The organism is Paenibacillus sp. RUD330, from assembly GCF_002243345.2.
Classification (GTDB): Bacteria; Bacillota; Bacilli; order Paenibacillales; family Paenibacillaceae; genus Paenibacillus_O.
The window spans coordinates 2054608-2078021 of record NZ_CP022655.2 but is presented as its reverse complement, the minus strand read 5'-3'; the positions used below and the strand labels follow the sequence as shown (position 1 = coordinate 2078021).

General features: G+C 61.9%; 20 protein-coding genes and 1 pseudogene. 7 read left to right on the top strand and 14 right to left on the bottom strand.

Translation table 11 applies throughout. From position 1 onward, the window contains the following. Positions 1-97 precede the first annotated feature (97 nt). The 3 genes from hemG to hemE are packed head-to-tail and all read right to left on the bottom strand — an operon-like array spanning position 98 to position 3553. Positions 98-1549 (bottom strand): protoporphyrinogen oxidase, encoded by a 1452-nt coding sequence (hemG, locus tag CIC07_RS09275; RefSeq protein WP_076358174.1) that lies wholly within the window; start codon positions 1547-1549, stop codon positions 98-100. After that, positions 1546-2484, bottom strand: a complete 939-nt coding sequence (hemH, locus tag CIC07_RS09270; RefSeq protein ID WP_076358175.1) for a ferrochelatase — start codon at positions 2482-2484, stop codon at positions 1546-1548. The genes hemG and hemH overlap by 4 nt, the downstream gene beginning before the upstream one ends. Further along, complete coding sequence (gene hemE, locus CIC07_RS09265; protein ID WP_076358176.1) at positions 2477-3553, bottom strand: uroporphyrinogen decarboxylase; 1077 nt, start codon at positions 3551-3553, stop codon at positions 2477-2479. The genes hemH and hemE overlap by 8 nt, the downstream gene beginning before the upstream one ends. 201 nt (positions 3554-3754) lie before the next feature. On the opposite strand from hemE, the gene CIC07_RS09260 reads away from it, so the two are divergent. Both CIC07_RS09260 and CIC07_RS09255 read left to right on the top strand, forming a co-directional pair. Continuing rightward, positions 3755-6823, top strand: a complete 3069-nt coding sequence (locus CIC07_RS09260; protein WP_076358177.1) for a PAS domain-containing hybrid sensor histidine kinase/response regulator — start codon at positions 3755-3757, stop codon at positions 6821-6823. A gap of 246 nt (positions 6824-7069) precedes the next feature. Beyond that, positions 7070-7405 (top strand): helix-turn-helix domain-containing protein, encoded by a 336-nt coding sequence (locus CIC07_RS09255; protein WP_094248001.1) that lies wholly within the window; start codon positions 7070-7072, stop codon positions 7403-7405. A 64-nt stretch (positions 7406-7469) separates the two neighbouring features. Here the strand turns inward: CIC07_RS09255 and CIC07_RS25390 are convergent, their stop codons facing one another. The 6 genes and pseudogenes from CIC07_RS25390 to CIC07_RS09230 form a co-directional block, all read right to left on the bottom strand. After that, on the bottom strand, positions 7470-7910 hold the full coding sequence (locus CIC07_RS25390) for an antibiotic biosynthesis monooxygenase (RefSeq protein ID WP_481855895.1): 441 nt from the start codon (positions 7908-7910) through the stop codon (positions 7470-7472). 63 nt (positions 7911-7973) lie between these two features. Next, positions 7974-8360: pseudogene (locus CIC07_RS25385) on the bottom strand (ankyrin repeat domain-containing protein); the annotation flags it as partial. A gap of 58 nt (positions 8361-8418) precedes the next feature. Then, a complete protein-coding gene (locus CIC07_RS09245; protein WP_076358179.1) occupies positions 8419-9210 on the bottom strand; it encodes an ABC transporter ATP-binding protein in 792 nt (263 codons plus the stop codon). Further along, entirely contained in the window at positions 9207-10235 is a 1029-nt protein-coding gene (locus CIC07_RS09240; protein ID WP_076358180.1) for a FecCD family ABC transporter permease, read from the bottom strand. The genes CIC07_RS09245 and CIC07_RS09240 overlap by 4 nt, the downstream gene beginning before the upstream one ends. Then, a complete protein-coding gene (locus tag CIC07_RS09235; RefSeq protein WP_083688363.1) occupies positions 10235-11509 on the bottom strand; it encodes an ABC transporter substrate-binding protein in 1275 nt (424 codons plus the stop codon). Before CIC07_RS09235 ends, CIC07_RS09240 begins: the two co-directional genes overlap by 1 nt. 129 nt (positions 11510-11638) lie before the next feature. Beyond that, a complete protein-coding gene (locus CIC07_RS09230) occupies positions 11639-12412 on the bottom strand; it encodes a spermidine synthase (protein ID WP_076358181.1) in 774 nt (257 codons plus the stop codon). A gap of 269 nt (positions 12413-12681) precedes the next feature. Between CIC07_RS09230 and CIC07_RS09225 the strand changes: the two genes are divergently transcribed. Further along, positions 12682-13218 carry a nucleoside 2-deoxyribosyltransferase gene (locus tag CIC07_RS09225; protein ID WP_200801155.1) on the top strand — a complete coding sequence of 179 codons (537 nt, stop codon included), beginning with the start codon at positions 12682-12684 and terminating at the stop codon, positions 13216-13218. Between the two features lie 404 nt (positions 13219-13622). On the opposite strand, the gene CIC07_RS09220 is transcribed toward CIC07_RS09225, so the two are convergent. Then, entirely contained in the window at positions 13623-16748 is a 3126-nt protein-coding gene (locus CIC07_RS09220; RefSeq protein ID WP_076358182.1) for a beta-galactosidase, read from the bottom strand. Between the two features lie 99 nt (positions 16749-16847). On the opposite strand from CIC07_RS09220, the gene CIC07_RS09215 reads away from it, so the two are divergent. Next, on the top strand, positions 16848-17954 hold the full coding sequence (locus CIC07_RS09215) for a LacI family DNA-binding transcriptional regulator (protein WP_076358183.1): 1107 nt from the start codon (positions 16848-16850) through the stop codon (positions 17952-17954). Between the two features lie 144 nt (positions 17955-18098). After that, a complete protein-coding gene (locus tag CIC07_RS09210; protein ID WP_076358184.1) occupies positions 18099-19313 on the top strand; it encodes an MFS transporter in 1215 nt (404 codons plus the stop codon). Positions 19314-19493: 180 nt separating this feature from the next. On the opposite strand, the gene CIC07_RS09205 is transcribed toward CIC07_RS09210, so the two are convergent. Further along, positions 19494-20126: an O-methyltransferase gene (locus CIC07_RS09205; protein WP_076358185.1), complete on the bottom strand. Its 633-nt coding sequence runs from the start codon at positions 20124-20126 to the stop codon at positions 19494-19496. A 122-nt stretch (positions 20127-20248) separates the two neighbouring features. Here CIC07_RS09205 and CIC07_RS09200 point away from each other — a divergent pair, with 122 nt between their 5' ends. Continuing rightward, on the top strand, positions 20249-21418 hold the full coding sequence (locus CIC07_RS09200; protein WP_083688365.1) for a THUMP domain-containing class I SAM-dependent RNA methyltransferase: 1170 nt from the start codon (positions 20249-20251) through the stop codon (positions 21416-21418). 118 nt (positions 21419-21536) lie between these two features. On the opposite strand, the gene CIC07_RS09195 is transcribed toward CIC07_RS09200, so the two are convergent. The 3 genes from CIC07_RS09195 to CIC07_RS09185 all read right to left on the bottom strand — a co-directional run bounded on the left by CIC07_RS09195 (position 21537) and on the right by CIC07_RS09185 (position 22438). Then, positions 21537-21722: a DUF1450 domain-containing protein gene (locus CIC07_RS09195; RefSeq protein WP_048748316.1), complete on the bottom strand. Its 186-nt coding sequence runs from the start codon at positions 21720-21722 to the stop codon at positions 21537-21539. Positions 21723-21795: 73 nt separating this feature from the next. Then, a complete protein-coding gene (locus CIC07_RS09190) occupies positions 21796-22098 on the bottom strand; it encodes an iron-sulfur cluster assembly accessory protein (RefSeq protein WP_076358187.1) in 303 nt (100 codons plus the stop codon). A gap of 106 nt (positions 22099-22204) precedes the next feature. After that, positions 22205-22438, bottom strand: a complete 234-nt coding sequence (locus CIC07_RS09185; protein WP_021880731.1) for a hypothetical protein — start codon at positions 22436-22438, stop codon at positions 22205-22207. Between the two features lie 302 nt (positions 22439-22740). Here CIC07_RS09185 and CIC07_RS09180 point away from each other — a divergent pair, with 302 nt between their 5' ends. Continuing rightward, complete coding sequence (locus CIC07_RS09180; protein ID WP_076358188.1) at positions 22741-23181, top strand: GNAT family N-acetyltransferase; 441 nt, start codon at positions 22741-22743, stop codon at positions 23179-23181. The last annotated feature ends 233 nt before the right edge of the window (positions 23182-23414 follow it).

Sequence of the window (23414 nt, the reverse complement as noted above, 5' to 3'; positions counted from 1 at the left end):
TCGGTATGATGAAGTAGCTTGGATTAGGATGGCCGCGATGCAAATACCATGCCATTATACCAAGTTCTCCGCTTCATAGCGAAAAGGAGCCGTCCCATTATTGGAACCGTCCCAAAACATGCTGCGCCGCCTCGCGCCCTTGCCGGATGCAATCCGGCAGTCCGACGCCGTCGAACGCCGCTCCCGTCGCATAGACGCCGGGAGACTGCTCCGCCATTCTTGACCGCAGCCGGCCCATGGCGGCGACATGGCCGACCGGGTACTGCGGCATCGAACGGCGCAGTCTCGTGATCTCGGTGAACAGCGGGCGGACTTCGATGCCCATCGTATCCTTCACGTCGCGGAGAACCGCTGCCGTCAGCTCCTCGTCGGACAGCTCCACCGCCTCCTCGGCGCCCGCCCTTCCCACATAACAGCGGAGGAGGACATGATCCGAAGGACTGCTGTGCAGCCATTTGGAAGAGGTCCACGTGCAGGCCGTGATCGTGCGGCCCTCCGAGCGCGGCACCAGGAAGCCGGAGCCGTCGAATTCCATACCCTCCACATCCCGGCGCGTGAAGGCCATGACGACATTGGCGACGGATACATACTTGACCTCCCGCAGCTCGGACATGTCCGCGAGCGGCTCCAGCATCGAAGCCGCCGCCTGACCTGGAGCGGTCACGATGACCGCATCCGCCTCAAGCGTCTCTCCGCTGCCGAGCTCAAGCTCGTAGCGGCGGCCTCCCCCTCCGGACTCGCGGATGGAAGAAACCGTCGTGCCCATCCGGATACGCTCGCCTTCCAGCGACCGCTCCAGCCCTTCGACCAGTGTCCGAAGACCGTGCCGGTACGTCATGAAGACGCTGCCTTTGACGGATTCGGGCAAATAATCGGGCGGAGCCGGAGGAGCCGCGCCGCGGCTGCCTGCCCGCGAGCCTCGGATCAGGCTGCCATGCTCGAGCTCTGCCCGGCGGAACTGGGGAAAGGTCGCTGCGAGGCTGAGATTGTACAGGTCGCCTGCGTAGATGCCGGCAAGCAGCGGCTCGCTGATCCGGTCCACGATGTCCGGACCCATGCGGCGCTCCAGGAAAGCGCCGACGGATTCGTCCTCCCCGTCGTCCGGGCGCGGCGCAAGCAGCAGATCGCAGGAGGCCCGGAATTTGGAATCCGTGCCGAGCAGCTCCGTCTTCAGGAATGCGGCCATGTCCGCCGGCACACCAAGCACCAGCTTGGGCGGCATCGGATGCAGCTGCCCGCCTTGATAGATGTACGTCTTGGCCGCCTGCGGATTGGTGCGGACAAGCTCGTCAAGAAGACCGAGCTCTCTCGTCAGCTCCAGAATCGGCAGCTTGCGGGCAAGGAACGAATCCGGTCCTTTTTCAATGGTGAATCCATCCTTGCGAAGCGTCTCGATGCGGCCTCCAAGCCGTTCTCCAGCCTCGACGAGCACGAGCTCGCCCTCCAGATTCCGTTCCTCGAGCCCCTTGCGGATATAATGGGCCGCGCTGAGACCCGTCAAGCCTCCGCCGACCACAACGATCCGCAGAGCCCTCGTACCGCCGTTCATTCCCCGAGTCCTTGCGCCGCTTGCGCGACGGTGTCGGCTAGAACCTCCATATAGAGAGGATCGGAATTCAGCATCCGGATCCGGCCGAAGGCAATGTCCAGCTTGTCCGCTTCGGCCATCGCCTCGATGTCGAGATCGTAGAGCACCTCCAGATGGTCGGATACGAAACCGATCGGAGCCGCCAGCAGCGCCTGCTCTCCTTCGACGGCCAGCCGGGTCATCGTCTCCAGAATATCCGGTCCGAGCCACGGCTCCTTCGTGCGGCCGGCGCTCTGCCACGTGAACTCCCAGCTCTGCGCGCCGGAAGCGCCGGCTACGGCGCGGGAAGTTTCGAGCAGCTGCTCTTCGTAAGGATCGCCGGCTTCGCGGATGCGGACGGGTAGGCTGTGCGCGCTGAAGAGCACCTTGACCGAAGCGCCTCCCGCTTTTTCGGAGACAGCCTTCATTCCTTCGCTCACGCGCTCCGCCAGCGCCTCGATCAGCTTCGGATGAAGATGGTAGGACTCCACGCACACCATCGAGATGCCGCGCTCCTCCGCCTTCTGCATCGCGCGCTTGTTGTAGCTCGCCACGCTCATGGTGGAGAAATGAGGAGCAAGGACGATGCCGACGGCCATCGTGATTCCGTCCGCCGCCATCCGCTCCACTCCGTCCTCGATGTACGGACGGGCATGCTTCAGCCCTTGATAACACCGGTAGCGGCCGGGAGCGGCCTGCTCCAGCTTGTCCTGCAGGCTGGCTACCTGGCGGTCCGTGTTCTCGCGCAGCGGAAAGACGCCGCCGACAATCGCCTCATACCGGTCGCTGAGCTCCTTGAGCTGCTCCGGCGAAGGGGCGCTGCCGCGGCGGATATGCGTGTAATATTCTTCCACATGGTCCAGGCTCTCCGGCGTGCCGTAAGACATGACCAGGACGCCGATCGTTTTGTCAGACATGAGGCATCTCCTTTGCGGCCGTTCTCCGGGTAGCGATGGCATCGGCCGAATATTCATGAATGTAGTCCGTCAGCAGCTTCAGCTTGTCGAGGGACGCCTCGGGGAACAGGCCGTGTCCGAGATTGAAAATGTAGCCCGGCTCCTTGATGCCCTCGTCGATGATGCTGCGGGCATGGTCCTTGATGACATCCATCGGAGCGGTGAGCACGACCGGATCGAGGTTGCCCTGAACCGCATATCCGCGACCGAGGCGGCGGCGTCCTTCCGCGATGCCGACCCTCCAGTCGAGGCCGATCACGTCGGCCTGAAGGCCCTTCAGCTCCGGCAGCAGCTCGCCCGAGCTGACTCCCGGGAAGTAGATGCCCGGCTGCTGCAGATCGGACAGCTCGCTGAAGATCCGGGTGATCGTCGGCAGGACGAAGACGCGGAAGTCATGCGGGGCGAGCGAGCCGACCCAGCTGTCGAACAGCTGGAACGCCTTGCCTCCGTTGTCCGCATGCGCCCGCAGATAGGCGATCACCATGTCGCCCAGCTTGTCCATCAGCTCGAACCAGACGGCCGGCTCGCTGTACATGAGCGCCTTGGTGCGCAGATAGTTGCGGGAAGGCTTGCCCTCGATCAGGTAGCTGGCGATCGTGAACGGCGCGCCGGCGAACGTGATGAGCGGAACCTTCAGCTCGCGGTCAAGAATCCGGATCGTCTCCAGGACATGGGACAGGTCCCCCTCCACGTCGATCGGCTTCAGCCTGCGCACGTCCTCCGCGCTGCGGATCGGATTGTGGATGACCGGGCCGATGCCTGCGACTATATCAAAATCGATCCCGATGGACGCAACGGGATTCATAATATCGGAATATAAAATGGCGGCGTCGACGCCAAGCTTATGTACCGGCATCATCGTGACTTCCGCTGCCAGCTCGGGCTGCCTGCAAATCTCCAGGAGCGTGTGCTTCTCCTTGATCTTGCGGTAATCCGGATCGTACCGCCCTGCCTGTCTCATGTACCATACCGGCACATGATCCGTGCTTTCCCCGCGGGCCGCCCGGAGGAAGGAGTCGTTCTGCATCATATCCGCTCCCCTTTTCTTTCTATGAATTTCCCTTCGCTTTCCATTATGCCCGTTTTTAAAAACGCTAACAACCTTTACCCGGCGGGGGGAGATGACAATCCTATGACAAACGAAAGGCATTCCTTCTTGATTGGAAAAGGATTATACTATCTGCAAAGCGGCTGCCGCCAGCGTGACAAGGACAAGGAGAAATCATACTAGATGAGACTGCCCGACAATGATCTTCAATTCGCGGAAATGGCTTTCCGCCATTCGAAGGATGGAATCGCGTTTCTGTCCGTCCGGGACGGCGCCTGGAGCGCGATGAATCCCGCTTTCCGCCGCATATGCGGATGGAGCGCCGAATCAGGCAGCCTGGAGCACGCCGGTCCAGGCCCCGCCATCGGAGGCGGCGATGATCCGGGCAGCCTCCAGCGGCTGCTCAAGGCCGAATCCCCTTTGCGGCACGGGCTGACTCTTCTGAAGGCCGACGGCGCCGCCATCATGGTCGATTGCCTGCTCACCCTGCTCGAGGAGGATCGCCATGAGGTCATCATGGTCCAAGCCTTTCCCGATTCCCTGCAGGAATTCCCGATCTCCCTCGACGAGGATCTGTACGAGCTGATCGTCGAGAATACCCGGGATCTCGTGAGCTGCAGCACGCCGGACGGAACGATTCTGTATATCGCCCCTTCCTGCAAGGAAATCCTCGGTTACGAGGTCCATGAGATGATCGGACGCAACCGCAGGGAGTTCTACCACGAGCGGGAAGCCCGGGAGATGGCCAACGGGGACATGTTCGACGTGGACCGCAGCTTCGTGCGCCGGACCCGGCACAAGGACGGGCGCTTCATCTGGATGGAGTCCTACTTCAAGGTTCTCGACCTGCCCGATGGGAGGCAGCGCATCCTGACTTACGCGCGGGATGTGTCGGCCATGAAGCGCTATGAGGAGATGCTTCAGACCGTATTCGACATGGCGCGAATCGGAGCCTGGCAATGGGATGTCATTTCCAACCAGATGTCGTTCTCCGAGGAAACCCGGGCGATGTACGAAGGCAGGCTGCCGTTGTCGGCGCCAGCAAGCGACGCCATCATCGATGCGCTCAACATCGAATCCGACGCCTCCGAGGACATCAAGCAGTTTCTCCGCCTCGGCGCCGGCAATCCCGGCACGTCCCGGGAATGGGAATATCCCGTATCGCTGCCGGACGGTTCGATCCGCTACGTCTACTCCCAATGCGTCCCTCGGGTGGACGAGTCCGGACGGCCGTACCATTATACCGGCTTCGTGCAGGATGTCACCGAGCAGAAGCTTCTGGAGAAGCGTCTGCAGGAAAGCGAGCAGCAATACAAGTCCTTGTTCGAAAACAGTCCGCAGGCCGTATATTCCATGAATCTGCAGGGAGATTATCTGACGGCCAACGCCAACCTCGAAAAGCTGACCGGCTACTCGATGGAAGAGCTCATCGGCAGCTATTGGGGGCCGCTCGTGCCGGAAGAATATTTGGACAAGACTCTGCACCACTTCGGCTTGGCCTGCCAAGGAGCGCCCCAATCGTACGATCTGAAGATACGCCACAAGGAAGGCCATGAGCTAGAGATCAACACCATCAACATTCCCATCATCGTGGATGGCGAGGTCGTCGGCGTCTACGGGCTGTCCCAGGACATCACCGAGCGGAAGCGCCATCTGGAGCAGATCGAGAAGCTCGGCTATCAATACACGCTGATCCTCAACGCCGTCTCCGAGGGGATACTGGGCGTGGATGTGGACGGAGCCTCGGTATTCATGAATCCGGCCGCCGCCGCCATGCTCGGGCTGAGCCACACCGACATCGCCGGCAGGTCCTACCTCGACATGATCGAGCAGACGAGGGCCGACGGCACTCCGTATCGCAGCGAGCACTCCCCGATCCACCAGGCGATCCGGGGCGGCCAGCCCTACCGCAGCCAGGAGACGGTGCTGTGGCGCCGGGACGGCTCCAGCTTCCTTGCCGAATGCAGCGTCACACCGATCCTCGACCGCGGCGAGCATAAAGGCTCCGTCATCGTCTTCCGCGATATTACCGGGGAAAAGGAAATCATCCGCGCCAAGGAATCGGCGGAAGAGGCCGACCGGGCCAAATCGGAGTTCCTTGCCATCATGAGCCATGAGCTGCGGACGCCGATGAACGGCATCATGGGCATGGCCGATCTACTCGCCAGCACGGAGCTGGACGAGGAGCAGATCGGATATGCGCAAACCATCATCGAGAGCGGCGATGCGCTTCTGCGCATTCTCAACGAGGTGCTGGACTTCAGCAAGATCGAAGCCGGCAAGATGGAGCTGGATCTGGAGCCGTTCCAGATCCGGGAGACCGTAGCGGACATAGCGGAGCTGTTCCGCGCCAGCGCGCGGGCCAAGGGCATCTCGCTTGAGCTCGGCCTCCCTGCCGAATTGCCGTCTCTCGTCATCGGCGATTCGGGACGGATCCGCCAGGTGCTCGCCAATCTGATCGGCAACGCCGTCAAATTCACCGACGAAGGCTGCGTCAAAGTGTCGGCTTCGCTGCAAGCTTTCGATCATGCTTCCTGCATCGTGGAATTCAGCGTCAGGGATACCGGGATCGGCATCCCGCTGGACAAGCAGAGCCTGCTGTTCCAATCGTTCTCCCAGCTGCATCCGGCAATCAACCGCAAATACGGGGGAACGGGGCTTGGACTTGCGATCTGCCGCAAGCTCGTGGAGCTGATGAGCGGATCCATCGGTGTCGAGAGCGTTCAAGACGAAGGCTCGGTGTTCAGCTTCGTTCTCCGCTTCGCGCTCCCTCGGGCGGAGGAATGCGAGCTCTTGCATCCGGAACATTCCGGAGCGTCTCATCCGGAGCTGCCTCAGGCCTCGAACTCCTATCCCGGCATCAAGGCTCTCGTGGTCGACGACAACTCCGTCAACAGGTCGCTGCTGAAGACGATTCTGTCCAAGATGGGCTGCCTTGCCGATACGGCGGGCAACGGCGCCGAAGCGTTGTCCATCCTGGAACGCCAAAGGTACGATATCGTATTCATGGATTTGCAGATGCCGGTCATGGACGGCCTTGAAGCGGCCTCCGCCATCCGCCGCCGGCTGCCCCTCGGCAGGCAGCCGGCCATCGCAGCCGTGACCGCCTTCGCCCAGGAATCCGACAAGAGGATCTGCGCCGATGCGGGCATGGACGACTTCATCAGCAAGCCGGTGTTCGCCGCCGAGGTCGCCCGCGTGCTCGGCCGTCTGGCGGCAGGCGAGATCGGCTCACGTTCCAGCGACGGGTAACAGCGAATGATCCTTATCCATGCAATCCCCTATGCAAAGCTCCGCTCGCCGGCATTCAGCACAGCCCGGGCGGAGCTTGCACAGGGGATTTTCATTTGGCCGTTCCGAAATATCGCGCATTCAGGAAGGCATGCCTATCCCGGGCAGCCCCCATTCCGACATGGATTGAGCGATAGGTTCAGTTGGAATCGGGATACATGTAAGACCGTTTCAAAGGTTGTTATAGTTTGGTAGGGTGATGGAATAGTGGCATATGACTACTCGATTATTGGCAAGCGCATCAAGAAAGCCCGTGAGCAGAAGGGGATGACCCAAGAGGCTCTTGCCGAGCATCTGGATGTATCGAATGCTTACATAAGCAAAATCGAACGCGGCAAAACCCCGCTCAATCTAGACCGACTATCCGAGCTTTGCGTCGTCCTGGAGGAAACTCCGGAATATCTGCTCAGCGGAGCCAACAGCAGCTCGCAGGATTTTCTCCGCCATGAGATCATGGATATGCTCGAAGGCTGCTCCCCCGAGAAAATCAGGTTGATCTCGCAGGTCATCCGGCCGATCATCCAGTATAAAGAAGACAAGTAACAGCAAAAAACAGACGCGGATCGGAATCCGCGTCTGTTTTTTTGCGTCCTGGCCTCGATCGGGCTCAGGCTGAAGCATCTGCAGCTGCTGCCGCAGGCAGATGGGAAGCCACCACCCGGTAGATCGTCACTTTATTGCCGATTACCGGACCTGGAGCTGCCAATCCATGTGCTGCTCCCTGTCCGTGAGATTGGCTGTGGACATGGCCGCGGGCTTGACCACCGGCTTGGCCGTCAGCTCGGCCGTTGGAGTGGCCGTGGGCCGGAGCCGGCTCTCCGCCACCGGATTCTCCGTTCCGGCGCGCATGCGCGCCGCGGAAGGAGTCGCTGGACGCCCAAGCCTCGAAATCCGCCTTGCTCTCCCATGTCGTGCATACGCGGATCTCCTCGTCTCCATCCGGAGATTTCCCGTGCAGCACATCCATGCGGATGAATCCTTTGAACGTATGTACCTGCTTCGGCTTGGCGAAGCGTTCGAGAACAGCCTCTCCGAACCCAGCTTTCACCTTGATCAGATTTTCGACAAGAATGGCTCCTGCTTCCGCTTCCGTCTCTTCGGACGATTGCAATAGGGATTTCAGGTAGCCTGCCGTCGCCGAAGCCTGCTCTCCGCCCATCAGCGCATGCTGCAGAAGCGTGATGCCATGCGGGCCTGCCGCATGCAGCTGCGCCGGATATCTCTCCAATGCCGCCTTGACGAGCGCCAGCTCGCCCAGCATGGCCGCCGCGAACAAATCGATCCGCGCTCCCTTTTCCAGCAGCCACTCCAGAATGTCTCTCCTTCCGGTATGGGCAGCGGCTCCGACCGCCGTCTCCCAATCGCCTCCGCCCCAATTCATCGCGGCATGCAGCAGGTTCGGCTCCTGCTCAAGCAGTGCCTTCACCTGCTCAAACTCGCCATGCGCCGAGGCGACAAACGCTCTTACCAGGGATGGATCCAATGCCGGTTCCTTCATCTAAGACTCCTCCAATTTAGTGAATATCCATGCATAGCGGCGTTCGAGCCGCTAGCCGTCATGCCTCTTGCCTGACCGTCCGCACCGGCTGGAAGCTGGGAATCCCGTCTTCGCTGCGGATCCGTCCGGAAACTCCGAATACATCGCGGAAAAACTCTTCCCGGAACAGCTCGCCGGGAGTCCCCTCCGCGGCGATCTTCCCTTTCTTCACCGCCAGCAGACGGTCGCAATAACGCGCCGCCTGATTGAGATCATGCAGCACCATGACGACTGTCGTGCCTCTTTCCTTGTTCAGCTTGCGCACCAGCTCCATCAGTTCAAGCTGATGGGCGATGTCCAGATAGGTGCCGGGTTCATCCAGCAGCAATATATCCGGCGTCTGGCAGAGCGCCATCGCCAGCCAGGCACGCTGGCGCTCTCCGCCCGACAAGGCCGGAAGCGGCCGGTGCTGCAGCTCCTGCAGCGAAGCGGCCGCGATCGCCCAGTCGACGATCTCCTCATGAGAGGACGAGCTTCCGTCCTGGAACCACTTCAGATGCGGATGCCGGCCTTTCTTGACCAGCTCCCGGACCGTGATGTCAAGCGATGCGTCCTGATTCTGCGCCAGCATCGACAGCTTGCGGGCCGTCTCCTTCGGATTCAGGGAAGCCAAGTCGGCGCCGTCCAGCAGCACGCTGCCTCCATGAGGCTTGACGAGCCTGGCCAGCATGCGCAGCACAGTCGACTTGCCGGATCCGTTAGGCCCGACGATGCCGAGCCATTCCCCCGTCCGGATCTCGAAGTCGACAGCGTCGACGGCCGGCTCGCTCCGGTATCCGTAGCTCAGTCCGCGGCTTAGGATTACATTCATCGTTTCGCCCCCTTGCGCAGCAGATAGAGGAAGAATGGACCTCCGAGCAGCGCCAGCAGGATGCCGACCGGGAACTCGATCGGATCGAACCAGCTGCGCGCGGCCGTATCCGCCAGAGTGACGAGAGCGGCGCCGCCGATCGCGGATACAGGCAGCAGAATTCGGTAGTCGCTGCCGATGAGCAGACGTGCGATATGCGGCACGACGAGGCCGACGAAGCCGACCATGCCGGCCGTGCTGATGGCGGCGCCGGCAAGGAAGGCCGCGCAAGCCACGATCAGCAGCCGGTACACTTCGACGCGGACGCCGAGCAGCTTGGCGGCATCGTCTCCGAGCGCCAGCAGGTTGGCGGGCTTGATCAGCATCATCGCCGCCGCGATGCCGATCAGCGCATAAGGGAACAGCGTGTCGACATGGGGCCAGCTTCTGCCATTCAGACTGCCCGACATCCAGGGCAGCACGGACTGCACCTTTTCACTGTTGAGGATCATCATGGCCGACATCGCCGCTCCAAGCAGGGAATTGACGGCTACTCCGGCCAGAATCAGCCTCACCGGAGAAGCTCCTCCCTTCCAGGCCAGCACGTAAACGACGGCGGATGCGGCCAGCGCGCCGAGGAAAGCGGCGGCAGGCAGCAGCGCGATCTGTGCCGGAAATAGAATCATGATGGCGATTGCAGCCAGTCCGCCGCCGGAGGAGACGCCGATGATGCCGGGGTCGGCAAGCGGATTCCGAAACACCCCCTGAAGCAAGGCTCCTGCCGTTCCGAGGCAGCAGCCGACCATGATTCCGGTCAGAACTCTCGGCAGCCTCAAGTTCCATACGATCTGATAGGCTTCCGTATCCGTCGGATGAAGCAGCACGCTCCATACCTCCCGGACGGGAATATGGATGGCGCCGATCACCAGTCCGGACAGCGCGGCCAAGACCAGCAATGCGGAGACAGCGCTGAGCACGGCGGTATTCCGCGCCCAAGCGGGGTTCCGGGAGCGCCTAAGCTCTCCCGGAGTCAACACCGCGGCCATCAGTCTACCTGCAGAAGCAGATTGTTGATGGTCTCGATCGCTTTAGGCGCGCGGATGCCTGGGTTGGCTGCGAACAGATCCTGAGGCAGCACCTCGAAGCGGTCGTTCTTCACGGCTGGAAGCGACTTCCAGGCCGCATTGCCTTCGAATTGCTTCTTGAAGCTTGCTTTGACCTCAGCGGCGTCGCCATGCGTGATCAGCAGGATCAGCTCCGGATTGGAAGCGATGATGCGCTCCATGCTCAGCTCAGCGTACTGGGGCATCGTGTCCATTTTAGGGAATTTGGAGGCGACGTTCTCTCCGCCCGCAAGCTCCAGGAAGCTGCCGGGATAGCTCGTCGGCAGGGCGACGACAAAGCTGCCGGGAGCGCCGTACACGATCAGCGTTTTCGGCTTGGATGCCGGTTTTTTCAGGCTGCCGACGGATTTGTCCATGCCAGCCGTGATTTCCTCCGCTTTGCTTTCTTTGCCGAGCAGCTTGCCATAGAGGCGAACGGAAGCTTTGATGTCCTCGAAGGTGTTTTGCGAATTGAACAGCACCTGAGCGCCAAGCTTCTCGATCGTCGCCTGCTGGCTTTTCAGCGCAGGGCTGGCGATGACGAGATCGGGCTTCACCGAAGCCAGCTTCTCGAAGAGAATGCCGTGCGCGCTGCCGACTTCGACGGCCGATGCCGCTGCCGGAGGATTGACGCTGCCGAGCGCGGTCGGACGTCCGACTACGGTTCCGCCCAGCGCGTAGATCATCTCCGTATCCGCTGACGATAGGGTGACGATCCGCTTCGGCTTGGCCTTCAGCGTGAGGCTGCCCGTGCTCGTATTGAGCGTCAAGGTGCTGTTGATGGCGACCGTGCGGCTGCCTTGATTCCAGCTCACCCACTTGCCGAATGCCTCGGACAGCAGACGGAGCGGCACGAACGTGCGTCCGTTCCGGATGACAGGAGCGGCGTCGAGAGCCACCTTCGAGCCGTTTATGTACGCGGTGGAGGAGCCGGCGGTCAGCTTGACGTTCACGCCGCTGCCGGAAGCCGTGACGGTCTTGGACGAGGCGTCCCACTGCGCGCTTCCTCCGAGAGATTTGACGATCGCGCTGTACGGCACCAGAGTCCTGCCGCTCGTAATGATCGGACTTGCGTCCAGGCTGAGCTGCTTGCCGTCCAGAGCCACCTTGATGGCGGCAGGCGCCGCGGATGCTTGAGCGGGTGCCGCAATTCCGGCTCCGGCCGATAGAAGCAGCGCCGAAGCAGCCGTTGCCAGAACCCATTTTGTATAAAACATGAAAACCCCTCCTGATTAATAATGAGAATCAATATCAATTACTACCCTATAATATTGATAACGATTATCATTGTCAATAAGAAAAGGAAAAAAGAGAGACCTCGCGGTCCCTCTTCGCATTCAGCCTCGCTATTGCGGCTGTTTTCCCGCTGCCTTTCCGCCCCTCCGGTCCCGGGCCGGATGCCCTTCCTCCACCTCGATCCGCCGGAATCCGTATCTGTCCAGCCCGCCCGCTTCAAGCGCCGCAGCGCTTCCTGCCACAATGACATTGCGGACTTCTCCCGCTCGTCCGTCAATCAGCATGTAAGCCTCCGTACAGGGGAAGCTGTGCCGCAAAGCCGCGTGGACAGCCGTTATCCGCTTATCTCTGCCTCCCTGTCCCGCGAGGTTGAGCAGCACGGCTCCGTCCGGGCGCAGCCTCCTGCGGCATAGCGCGAAAAACTCCACCGTTCCCAATGCGGCCGGCACCCCGTCCGAGCCGAAGGCGTCAACGACGATAAAGTCGAACTCTCCGTCCCCTTGCTTCTCCAGCAGCTCGCGGCCGTCACCGACCAGCACGTTGTCGAGCCCGTAGCCGAAATAGCGGCGGCTCAGCTCCAGCACAGCGGAATCAAGCTCGGCGACCGTGAAGCAGCCCGCCGGATAGTGCCTGGCTATCGTTCCGATCCCGTGCCCGATCAGGAAAGCGCGTTCGGGCCCGCGGCCGCTCCTGTCCATGAGAGCCATCAACGCGCGTGGATATTCCAGCGGAATCCGGGACGGATCCTTCAGATCCAGCGCTCCCTGGATCAAGCTGTCCGAGAACTGCAAGATCCGGAAGCGCCCTATTCGCCCGTACAGGCTCGACGTTTCGTACACCGACAGCTCCTGATGCTCGCTCCGTTCCCTGGCAAGCAGCCTCATGGCCATCCCCTCCCGCTCCAATGCCTGCCCGATGCCAACTAGCCCGGGCTCTGCATGCTCTTGTCTCCACCATCCTACCCCGCAGCAGCACTCTTTTCCAGCCCCTGTCGAATGAGGCGCCGCCGGGCTGAACGCCGCCGATATCTGCCTCTGTCCTTCTACCGGAAGGCCATGCAGCCTCCTGCACGCAGCTTTTCCATTCCTTGGCTTCTCCCGGAGAAGGGAAATCCCTTATACTTGAACCAAATAAACAGGGGAGAGATGATTCGATGGCAAGCTCAGAGACGGCAATTCCGAAAGTATACCTCGCAGGCTTCGAGGTGTTCAGGCCCGATGCGGCCGAGGAGGGCAGGCGGCTGAAGGCGCTTTGCTCCGAATACGGCTTCCAGGGCATCTTTCCGCTCGACAAGGACATCAAGCCGCTTCCTTCGCGCTCCGCTACGGCGGAAGCCATCTTCGAGGGCAACGTCCGGCTCGTGCGGCAGGCGGATCTCGTCATCGCCAACCTGAATCCGTTCCGGGGTCAGGAGCCCGACGCCGGCACGGTCTTCGAATGCGGGCTTGCCTACGCCCTGGGCAAGCCTCTGTACGCCCATATGCTGGACGCGCGGACGATGGAGGACAAGCTCCGGGAGCATACGGATTCCGGCACCGGCCTGTACCGCGACGGCATGTCCATCGAAGCGTTCGGACTTCCCGTCAATCTAATGCTCGGCGTTCCCGCCGCCATAGCGGAGGGCACGCTTGAGGATGCGTTGAAGCTGGCCGCCGCGGACTATCGGAGTCAGGCTGCATCTCCGCAGTGACGGAGACCTGACGGGAGTGCTTGACGGAATGCCTGACAGGAATGCTTGACGGGAATGCCTGACGGGAATGCCTGACGGGAATGCCTGACGGGAATGCCTGACGGGAATGCCTGACGGGATGCCTGACGGGAATGCCTGACGGGAATGCCTGACGGGACATGGATGCGCCTTCCTTCACGGCGCTCCCCGACCGGGCAGCGGCGTTTACCGATGCTTTCAACCTAAAAGAGCCTCCGCCAGTCGAACTGGCGGAGGCTCTTTCCGTATGCGATAGGGCTCATGAACCATACAAGGTCTTGCTGTCCGTTTCGCTGCCGTGCATCCGAGGCTTGCAGCCATTCGGCCGTCTGGCAGCCGGCGGCGGTCCGTTTGCCGCTGGCCGCCATGTCGGGGGTGGGTCCGTCTCAGCCGTTCTTCGCCTGGACTTCGACCTGATCCGGACGGTAGACGCTGACGATGCGGCCTTCCCGGTCCGCCGCGAACAGCACCGAGCGCTCGGCTTCCAGCGTGAAGGAATAGCGGCTGCCCGTAACAGGGTCCTTGACCGCGATGTTGGCGTCCAGAGCGTATTCCGATACGAAAATATACACGGAGCCTTGGGCAAAATCGAGCTTGCGTCCATAAACGCCCGCGAGCTCTCCTCCCTGCTCCCATTCCAGCTCGGCCGACACTCCCGCAGCTTCGAGGGCGCGGTCGTACACGGCCTCGAGAGCGATATAGCTCTCGGCCAGCTCCAGCGGCAGCGGACACCAGAGGAGGCGTCCATGGCCGATCGCGATCTCATGCAGCTGGGAGGCCGCCTGCACGGGACGTCCGTCCTCGCCAAGCAGCGTCTGCTTGTTCAGCTTGGCGATGGCGTCGCCGGCGAAGCCGATCTGCAGCAGCTCGCCGTCCAGCTCCAGCGCTTCCTCGCGGCGGATGTTGGCGAGAACGGCCGGGCCGGTCAGCGCCTCGGCGCGGTCGCTGCGATGCCAGTAGGCATCCAGGTTCAGCGGGCCGGTCACGAGCAGCGTGCCTCCCGTCGTCTCCGCCCAGTGCGTGAGGTCGCGGAAAGCCTCGTCGCTGAGCGCATGCGCCGACGGCATCAGAATCAGCTTCGGCTGCTCGTAGGCCGCATCCTTCAGCACATGCAGGTCGTATTCGCCCAAGGAGCGGAACGGCACATTCATGCGGTGGGCGAGCGAGCGCGTCAGGCGCGAGGTGATGTCCTCGGCCAGCGAGCGGTTGGAGAAGTCGTTGCTGTACGGATAGACGACCGCGACCTCCTCCAGCTTGCGGTCCTCGAACAGATGGCCCGCTTCGCGGATGAAACGTCCGAAGTCGTAGGAGACATCGGCCTCCGGCTTCTCGGTGCCGTCGGCGCGCAGCGCTCCGATATGCGACTCGTTGATGTTGTGCATGTAGAAGTTGATGTTCCAGATCCATTGGACCGCGCCCGCGCCGCCGGTGGAGAACGCATAGGCGTACTTGCGCTCCAGGATGCTGTGCAGCTCTTCCTCGGTGCGCTTGGCGAAGCCGTCCGGAGTCTCGATATACATGATGCCGGTCTCTTGGATGACATTCGGCTTATAAGGCGTCTTGGCGAAAATGCCGTCCAGCACGAGCTGGTCGTTCTTCCACCAGGAGTGCACCGTCGTATAGTCGACCGCTTCTTCATAGAAGAGCGGGGACGGACGCTGCGCCTGCAGCCCCTCGTCCTGGCCGACCGTCACGAGCTGCTTCGGCTGGACGGCCTGGATCGCCGCGCGCAGCTCGGAAGCCCAGCGGTTGTGCATGTCCTGCGAAAAGAGCAGGTAATCGAGCCACTGGCCGCTGCGCTTCTCGTACAGCTCCGTCGTGGAGAAGGCGATATCGCCCGGGGCCGGCGGCATGATGCCGGCGAACGACGGCAGCTCGGCCTCCGTCATGTTCCACCGCTCCTGCAGCTTGACGATGGAGCCGTGACGCTCCTGCAGCCATTCTCGGTATGCGGCCACTTCGAAGCGGTCTCCGAGCGTGCTCGCGGCGTTCCACAGCTTGTTCGGATCGAACATCGTCGGCTCGTTGATGAGATCCCAGTGAACGTGGGCGGAATGCTTGTGACGGGTGACGATGGATGTGATGAACCGCTTCTGCGCTTCCACGCTGCGCGGATCGAGATAAGGGTTCTCCCCTTCCCACAGCTCCGGCGTGAAGGCGAAGAAGTTGAAGACGACCTCGAGGCCGTGGCGCTTGGCCGTCAGGAACAGCGCATCGACGGCGCGCAGCATCTCTTCGCTGACATGGCCGTCCACGAAGGCCATTTTGCGGAGAGCCGTCCAGAGGCCGGTGCGGATCGTATTGATGCCGGCCTTCGCCATCTGCGCCATGTCGCGGTTCCATACGGACGCGTTCGGCAGATGGAGGTATTTGCGCGCGACGTCGCTCGTCATGTAGGTCATGCCGACGATCGGCAGCGGCTTGCCTTCCTTGACGAAATAATCGCGGTTGACCGTAATCATCTCGCCTTGGCGAAGCAGCTCCTCGTCGCGTCCCCAGAAGCCTTGCGAGAGACGGCGGATCTCGCCGCTCTGCTTGCCGGTCAGCTCCGCTTCGACGCTATAGTAGCCCGGCTCCGCCTGGAACGGCAGCGGCACGCGCTCATAATCGGCCAGCGCTCCGGAAGACAGCTCGAAGCTTCCTTCGGCCACGACTCGGTCCCCTTGCCCGCCCGCAAGGCGGACTTCATAACGTACGTTCCATTGACTGTCTCCCTGCATGTTCAGCCGCTGGCGCTGGAACGTCAGCACCGGCTTCTCGCCGATCTCGTAGCAGGCGTAGTTCGGCTTGAGCCACCATTCCGTCACGCCGCTGGCGGCGAACGCCGCCCAGCGGGCGAGCGACTCGGCGCCTTTCCCGTTCTCCCAGAATGCCGCTCCGGCTTCGCGGTTCGCAAGGATCCAGCGTCCGCCGGCGAAGTCGCCCTTCGTGTTCTCGATCAGCACGACTGGAGCGCAGCGCTCGCGGCCGTCCTTGTCGAGGCCGGTCAGCAGCGGATAGATATGGGCGTCCATCGGACCGCCCGAGCCGTTCTCGGCCGGATGGTCATGCGAACGCGTCACATGAAGGGCAAGCCCGTAAGTCGGGGCGGGCGCGAAAAGCCCCTCGTCGCCGGACAGCAGCGGAATGGCGCGGGAGGACTTCAGCTCCGTCACCAAGCCGGTCTGGACTTCAAGCGCTTCATGGATGCCGATGGTCTGATGGTACGACGTCTGCTCCGCCTCGGGTTGCCAGCCTTCGGCTGTATGGAGAACGGGAATGCGCAGCGGTATGCCGCCGATCGTCACGAGCCCTCCGCCGCGCTTCACATGCTCCAGCAGAGCCGGCCACGCTTGCTTGGGGAAGTACGGTCCATGCAGCATGACGAGCGCTTCCGGCCGCTCTTCCCGCAATTTGACGGCCAGCTCGGCCGCTCCGGTCAGCGTGTCCTGCAAAGCGCCGAGATCGGCGCCGCCGGGACGCGGACCGGCAAAAGGAAATTCATTGTCATAGAAGGTCAGCCATTTTTTCATGATTGAGCACCCCGCGGTTTTGATTTATAATAGTTTTGTTAGGTTTGTTAGGCTAATATCAACCAGAAAGCAACCAAACTTTAGAGGGTGAAGGCTTTCATGTCAAGAGGAAAAAAAATCACGATGCAGCAGATCGCCGATCGGCTGCAAGTGTCCAAATATACCGTTTCCCAATCATTGTCCGGCAAGCCGGGCGTCAGCGAAGCGACGCGCCAGAAGGTGCTGGACACCGCCAAGGCGATGGGCTACAGCCCGCCGGAAGCGCGCCTATCCCGCTCCGCTCCGCGCGCGGCGGAATCGCCGGGCACGGCCGCCGGCATTCAGGCCATCGCCGATGGCGGAGAGCGGCGGGCGACAGACGCCCCCGGCCATGAGCGGTTCGTCGTCATATGGATGTCGCGGGGACATTTGGAAGAACCTATGTATTGGCAGCGCGTCCTGTCCGGCATCCAGGAAGGCTGCCGCTCGCGCGGCTGGGGAACCGTCGTCCTCTCCCCGATGGGAGATGGCCGGCAGGAAGATGTTTTGCCGCCCTATCTCAACCGTTCCCTGTGCGTCGGCGGGCTCGCGGTCGGCGCGTTTCCCCTGAGGCATCTCACCGCCATGAAAAGAACCGGGATTCCGGTCGTGCTCGTCGACCACCAGGAGCCGTTCTCGGGGCTCGACAGCGTCGCCAACGACAACATCGCCGCTGCGCGCATGATTTCCGGCGCCTTGCTCGACCATGGCTGCAGGCGCTTCATCTTTGTGGGAAGCGAGAAGTTCTCGGTCAGCTTCCGCGAGCGCTGGCTCGGCTGCCGCTCGGCGCTGGAGCAGATGTTCTCCCTGCGCAAGGCAGGCGAGCTGCGGCGCTGGAATGTGTCTTACTCCAGGGAATGGGAGGGCGATCTGGACGCGCGTCTCGGGAGGCTCAAGGAAGAGGAGCTTCCCGACGCTTTCCTGTGCGCCAACGACGACATCGCGATTGCCCTGCTGAGCATGCTGCGCGACCGCGGCGTGGCGGTGCCGGATCGCGTCCGCGTCGCCGGCATCGACAACATCGAAGGCTCGACGCGCAGCCAGCCGCCGCTGACGACGGTCGATCTCGGCAAGGAAGTGCTCGGCCAGAGAGCCGTCGAAGCTCTCGAGCGCCGGATCAGGATGCCCCATTCCTCGGTCGAGAAAGTCGGCCTCGTCCCCGGCCTTGTGCTTCGCAGCAGCGTCTGAATGCGCCGCGCCCTGCTCATCGGCTTCCCAAGCAGCGAAGCGGCAGCATCCGATGATTCCCGTCCGTCATGTCCTATGAATGACCAAATCGAAGGCCGGATCCAGCCAAGGATGCGGCCCTACTCATCAAGAAGGTGAACCGCCATGGAAGCATGGATGAAAAATCTGATCGTCCTCTGGGTCACGCTCTTTCTCGGCATGGCCGGAATGACGATGATCACTCCGTTCCTGCCCCTGTACCTGCAGCAGGATCTCGGCATCAGCGATCCCCACAGCGTCGCCCTCTGGGCCGGGGTCATCTTCGCCGGCAACTTCGTCACTTCGTTCCTGTTCCAGCCGCTCTGGGGCAAGCTGTCCGACCAGTACGGCCGCAAGGTCATGCTGCTGCGCTCCGGCTTCGGCATGGCCTTCGTCATCGTGCTCATGGGCTTCGCCAACCATCCCTGGCAGCTGCTCGCCCTGCGCCTGCTGAACGGCACGATATCCGGCATGAATCCCGCCGCCGTGTCTCTGATGGGCTCCAGCGCGCCGCCCGAGCGGATGGGCTTCGCCATGGGCACGCTCCAGTCCGGAGGCATCGCCGGCACCATCCTCGGTCCGCTGATCGGCGGGCTGCTGGCCGACGCTGTCGGCTACCGGCCGATCTTCTACATCACCGGAGCGATGCTGTTCACCGCGACGCTGCTCGTCCTGTTCGTCGTCCGCGAGTCGTTCGACCGTGAAAAGGCGGCCAAGGTCATCCAGCCTTCCGTCCTCCAGGGAATGAAGGAGCTGAGCGGAATTCCCCAGCTGATGGCGCTGTTCACCGTCACCCTGCTCATCCAGTTCGCCTTGATGAGCCCATCGAGCCTCATGCCTCTGTATGTGCAGGAGCTGCCGGGGACCAAAGGCAATCTGGCCTTTCTGGCCGGAATGGTGACCTCCGTCACCGGCCTGTCGAACCTGGTCGCCTCTCCCGTGCTCGGCAGGCTGAGCGACCGGATCGGCCAGACCAAGGTGCTCGCCGTATCGCTGCTGGGAGCTGCCGCCATGTTCATTCCGCAGGCTTTCGCCGGATCCGTCTGGGATCTCTTGATCGTCCGCTTCCTGCTCGGCCTGTTCCTCGGCGGCCTCATCCCATCCGTGAACGCGCTGATCCGGGTATATACGCCCGAGGGCAAGGAAAGCCGGGCTTACAGCCTCAACAGCAGCACGCTGGCGCTCGGCAATATGCTGGGGCCGATCGCCGGCGGCCTGCTCAGCGGAGTGATCGGCATCGAAGGCATCTTCCTGCTCAGCTCCGTGCTGCTGTTCGCCAACGCCTACTGGGTATGGCGGATGCTGCTTAAGCCGGGCAGGAAGCCTGCCCGGCTGGATTGAGCGTTCAGGGACGGCATGCGAGGCCAGTGCCGTCGATTGAAGGCGGCATTCGGCGGCCATATGCGGCCGCGTCGACCACCGCCATGACCGGCACGCCTCTCGCATGCGGGAACGCGCGAGGCGCCGGCGGTCAGCCGAGGCCGAGCGGCCCCGGCTGACCGCCGCGAGCGTTGATTGCGCCTACGGATTGACCCGCACGACCGCCAGCCCGTCATACGCGGGCAGGAGCGTTCCGGTCAGCCTATGATCGGAGGCGACCCGCTCGTTGAACTGCCGCATCGTCAGCACGGAAGGTCCGCTCCGCTGAAGATCCGCGACGCGGCCGCGCAGCAGCGTATTGTCGGCTACGATGACCGCGCCGGGATTCGCCAGCCCGATCGCCGCGTCCAGATAGCGGACATAACCGCCCTTGTCGGCGTCGATGAAGAAGAAGTCGTAGCGCCGCCCTTCGGATGTCAGCCGCTCCAGGCTCTCGCCCGCGTCGCCGACGAGATGGGAGACGCGGCTTCCGAGCCCGGCAGCCTCCAGATTCTCCTTCGCTGTGTCCGCATACTCCTGGAGCAGCTCCAGCGAGGTGAGGCTCCCGTCGCCGCCCAGTCCGCGCGCCAGGCAAATGCCGCTGTACCCGCCCAGCGCTCCGATCTCGAGCATCTCCTTCGCGCCGGACATCTGCACGAGCAGCGTGAGCAGCCTGCCGTAGCCGGTAGGGACGGATATTTCGGGCATTCCTTTCGCGCGGATGCTCTCCAGCACCCGCGCGAGATCCTCGTCGGGGGGAAACAAAGCTTCGATATAAGCTTCCATTTCGTTCATTGGGGCTCAATCCCTTCTGTCGGTGTACTTGCTTGCGTTTATCGCCTATACTTGATTGTATGACGACCTGCGGCCGGATACAAATTCCGCGCGCAGGCAAGAGATGGAGTGAACGATAGATTATGCAGCTTGAACTGATTGCCACTTCGCCCATGGGGCTGGAGGCAGTGGTTGCCAGGGAACTGAAGGATCTTGGCTATACCGATGTCAAAACAGAAAACGGCCGCGTCACCTTCAAGGGCGGCCTGGAGGATATCGCAAGGACGAACCTCTGGCTCCGCACGTCGGACCGGGTGCTCGTCAAGATGGCCGAATTCCGCGCCGTGACCTTCGAGGAGCTGTTCGAAGGCGTGCGCGCGCTGGACTGGCCCGACTGGATCCCGGAGGACGGAGAGTTTCCCGTCAATGGACGGTCCCAGAAATCGCAGCTGTCGAGCGTGCCCGCCTGCCAGTCGATCGTCAAGAAAGCGGTCGTCGAGAGGATGAAGGAGCAGTACGGCACGGAATGGTTCCGCGAGGACGGAGCCCGCTACGTCATCGAAGTGAGCCTTCTGAACGACATGGCGCTCATTACGCTGGATACGACGGGACCGAGCCTGCATAAGCGCGGCTACCGCAAGCTCGTCACGGAAGCCCCGATCAAGGAAACGATGGCGGCGGCGATGGTGCTGCTGTCGCGCTGGAGCCCGGAGCGCCCTCTGTACGATCCGTTCTGCGGTTCCGGGACGATTCCGATCGAGGCGGCCATGATCGGCTGGAATGTCGCTCCGGGCCTGCGCAGATCCTTCAGCAGCGACGCCTGGGACATCATGGGAGAGAGCCGCTGGGACCTCGCCCGCGAGGAAGCCTTCGATTCCGTGAAGGATGACGTGAAGCTGGAAATCGCCGGGTCGGATATCGATCCCGAAGCGATCGAGGTCGCCGAGGCCGCGCTCAAAAAAGCCGGCTTCGCCCGCGAGATCAAGCTCCAGACGATGCCGATCGCGCGCGTGCAGCCTCAAGGGCATTACGGCTGCATCATCACAAATCCGCCTTACGGCGAGCGGCTCGGCACGGAGAAGGAGGCCGACAAGGTCATCCGCCAGCTCGGCTTCATCGACGCCGTCAAGAAGGATTGGTCCGTATTCGCTCTCAGCCCTTCCAAGTCGTTCGAGCAGAGCTACGGCCGCAACGCGGACAAGAAGCGCAAGCTGTACAACGGACGCATCGAATGCCAGCTGTACCAGTACCTGGGGCCGCTCCCTCCGAGGCCTCGGCTTGATGGCGCTCCGACCTCCAGCTCCGCCGAATAACGCAAAGCACCCTCTCCCGTTACGGTTCGGGAAGAGGGTGTTTTTTTGCCCGGAAATAAAAAAAGCCGGCGTGCTGGTCCGGGAAGATGACGCTCCTCCCGGACAGCCGCCGGCATTATTATTTCTTGATGTAGGGCTTCACCTTCTCGATGACCTCGTCCTCGGTCGGAGCCGCGATGTAGCGTCCGTTGATGAAGACGAACGCGCGCTTGCCGCATGGGCCGCAGTAGGACTTGCAGCCGATCTTGATGTCGGCGGCCGGATCGAGCTTCTGCAGCTTCGGAATGATCGTTTTCAGGCGCATGAAGTTGCATTTCTCGCAGACTCGGATGTCGTTCTTCGATGCGGGCCTATCCTCCTGCCGGGCGGGCAGCGTCTCAGTGGTCACCGTGGTTTCCTTTGGCCGGATTCGTGACGACGAATCCTTCTTCCGGGGTGTAGAGATAATCGATCTTCACGCCGTCCAGCAGCTCGACGCCCTTCTCGAGCAGCACGTCGATGTCCTTGTCCGTCGATATCAGCTCATCCTTCTCCGTCGGATCGTCGATGCCGAGCCCGTAGTGGGCATGATCTCCGTGGGAGTGGGTGATGTAGACGCGCAGCTTCTTGCCTTCATGCTCGGGCTTGTCCAGCTCCAGCTTCAGCACCTTCGCGGCATTGCGGGTGATTTTGCAATTCATGGCGGTTCCTCCTGGCTATAAAGTAAAGCTTGCCCGCTGCAGGCGCGGCAAGCTTGTCGACTGCATCTCTCTCATCCAGTAATTCTATCGAAAGACGGCCAAAACATCAAGACGCGCCGTATTTGTTTTCCATTCCTTTGGCGAACCAGCTGGCCGCCATCATCGTCACCGCGATGTCGTCCACGGGCATGAACGGCATGACGTCCGGAAGAACCCAGTACAGTCCGACAGGAATAAGGAACAGCAGCTTATCCGTCAGCTTGACGTTCTTGGAGCGCAGCAGCCGGAATACCCGGACAAACACATGTCTCCAATGGTTGAGCGATAAAAGCTTGCGCAAGGCTCATTCCCCCTATGGTTCTATCTTCCCCGGATCGGGCGCGAGCCAAACCCGGCGAAGGGTTATACGAACCGGCAGCCGCAAAGGTTGCGGATCGGAAGCCGCAGCGTTCCCGGCCGGGAGCAATGCCCGCTTCCCGAGGGGGACGTCTCCGAAGCATGTTCCACCTTTCTTTTATCCGGAATAAAGGGTTTGAACCGCAAGGATGGCGAAGTACACACAGTCGCGACGGAGAAGCAGCTCCGCAGGCGCAGAAATGACATTCCGGCAAAGGATGGCCGAAGCGGAAGGAGCGTATCCGGATGGAAATTCGAACTCCCACGAACGAGGAACGGGAAGAAATCATGAGGCTGTCGCCGCAATCCACCTTCGAAGGCACGATGGGCCGGTCCAAGCCGTCCGAAGCGAAAATGAAGCGGATGGTCGGAGAGCTGCTGGCGAAAGGGTCCCGGTTTTTGATTGCGTCGGAAAACCAGGAGGTACGAGGCTGGATTCTGTTCGGAAAGAGAACGGATGAGTTCTCCGACAAGGAGATCGGCTTCATCTACGAGCTCTTTGTCCTTCCGGAATCCAGGGGACAGTCCATTGCCAGCCGCTTGATGGAGCTGGCTATCGAGCAGATGAGGCAGGAGGACTGCTCCGAAATCCGTCTCAACGCGTACGTGGAAAACCGCCATGCGATCCGGCTGTATGAGCGGTTGGGATTCGCAGCCAGAAACATAACGATGAGCTTGCCATTATAAAAAGCAAAGAGCGGCCCGGATGTCCGGCCGCTCTTTGCTTTTTCGGCTTCATTCAGCAGCCGGCAACAACCGGCCGGCCCCGCTCCATTCAGCCGCCGGCCCGAGAATCGCCGGCGTCCATTCCTCTTGATCGGCAGCCTGCACAAGAAATGGCCGGGCACCCACTCCATCCGGCCGCCGTCAGCGGCCGGCCTCCATTTCATCCCGCCGCCGCAGGCGGCTGCCGACTTCCC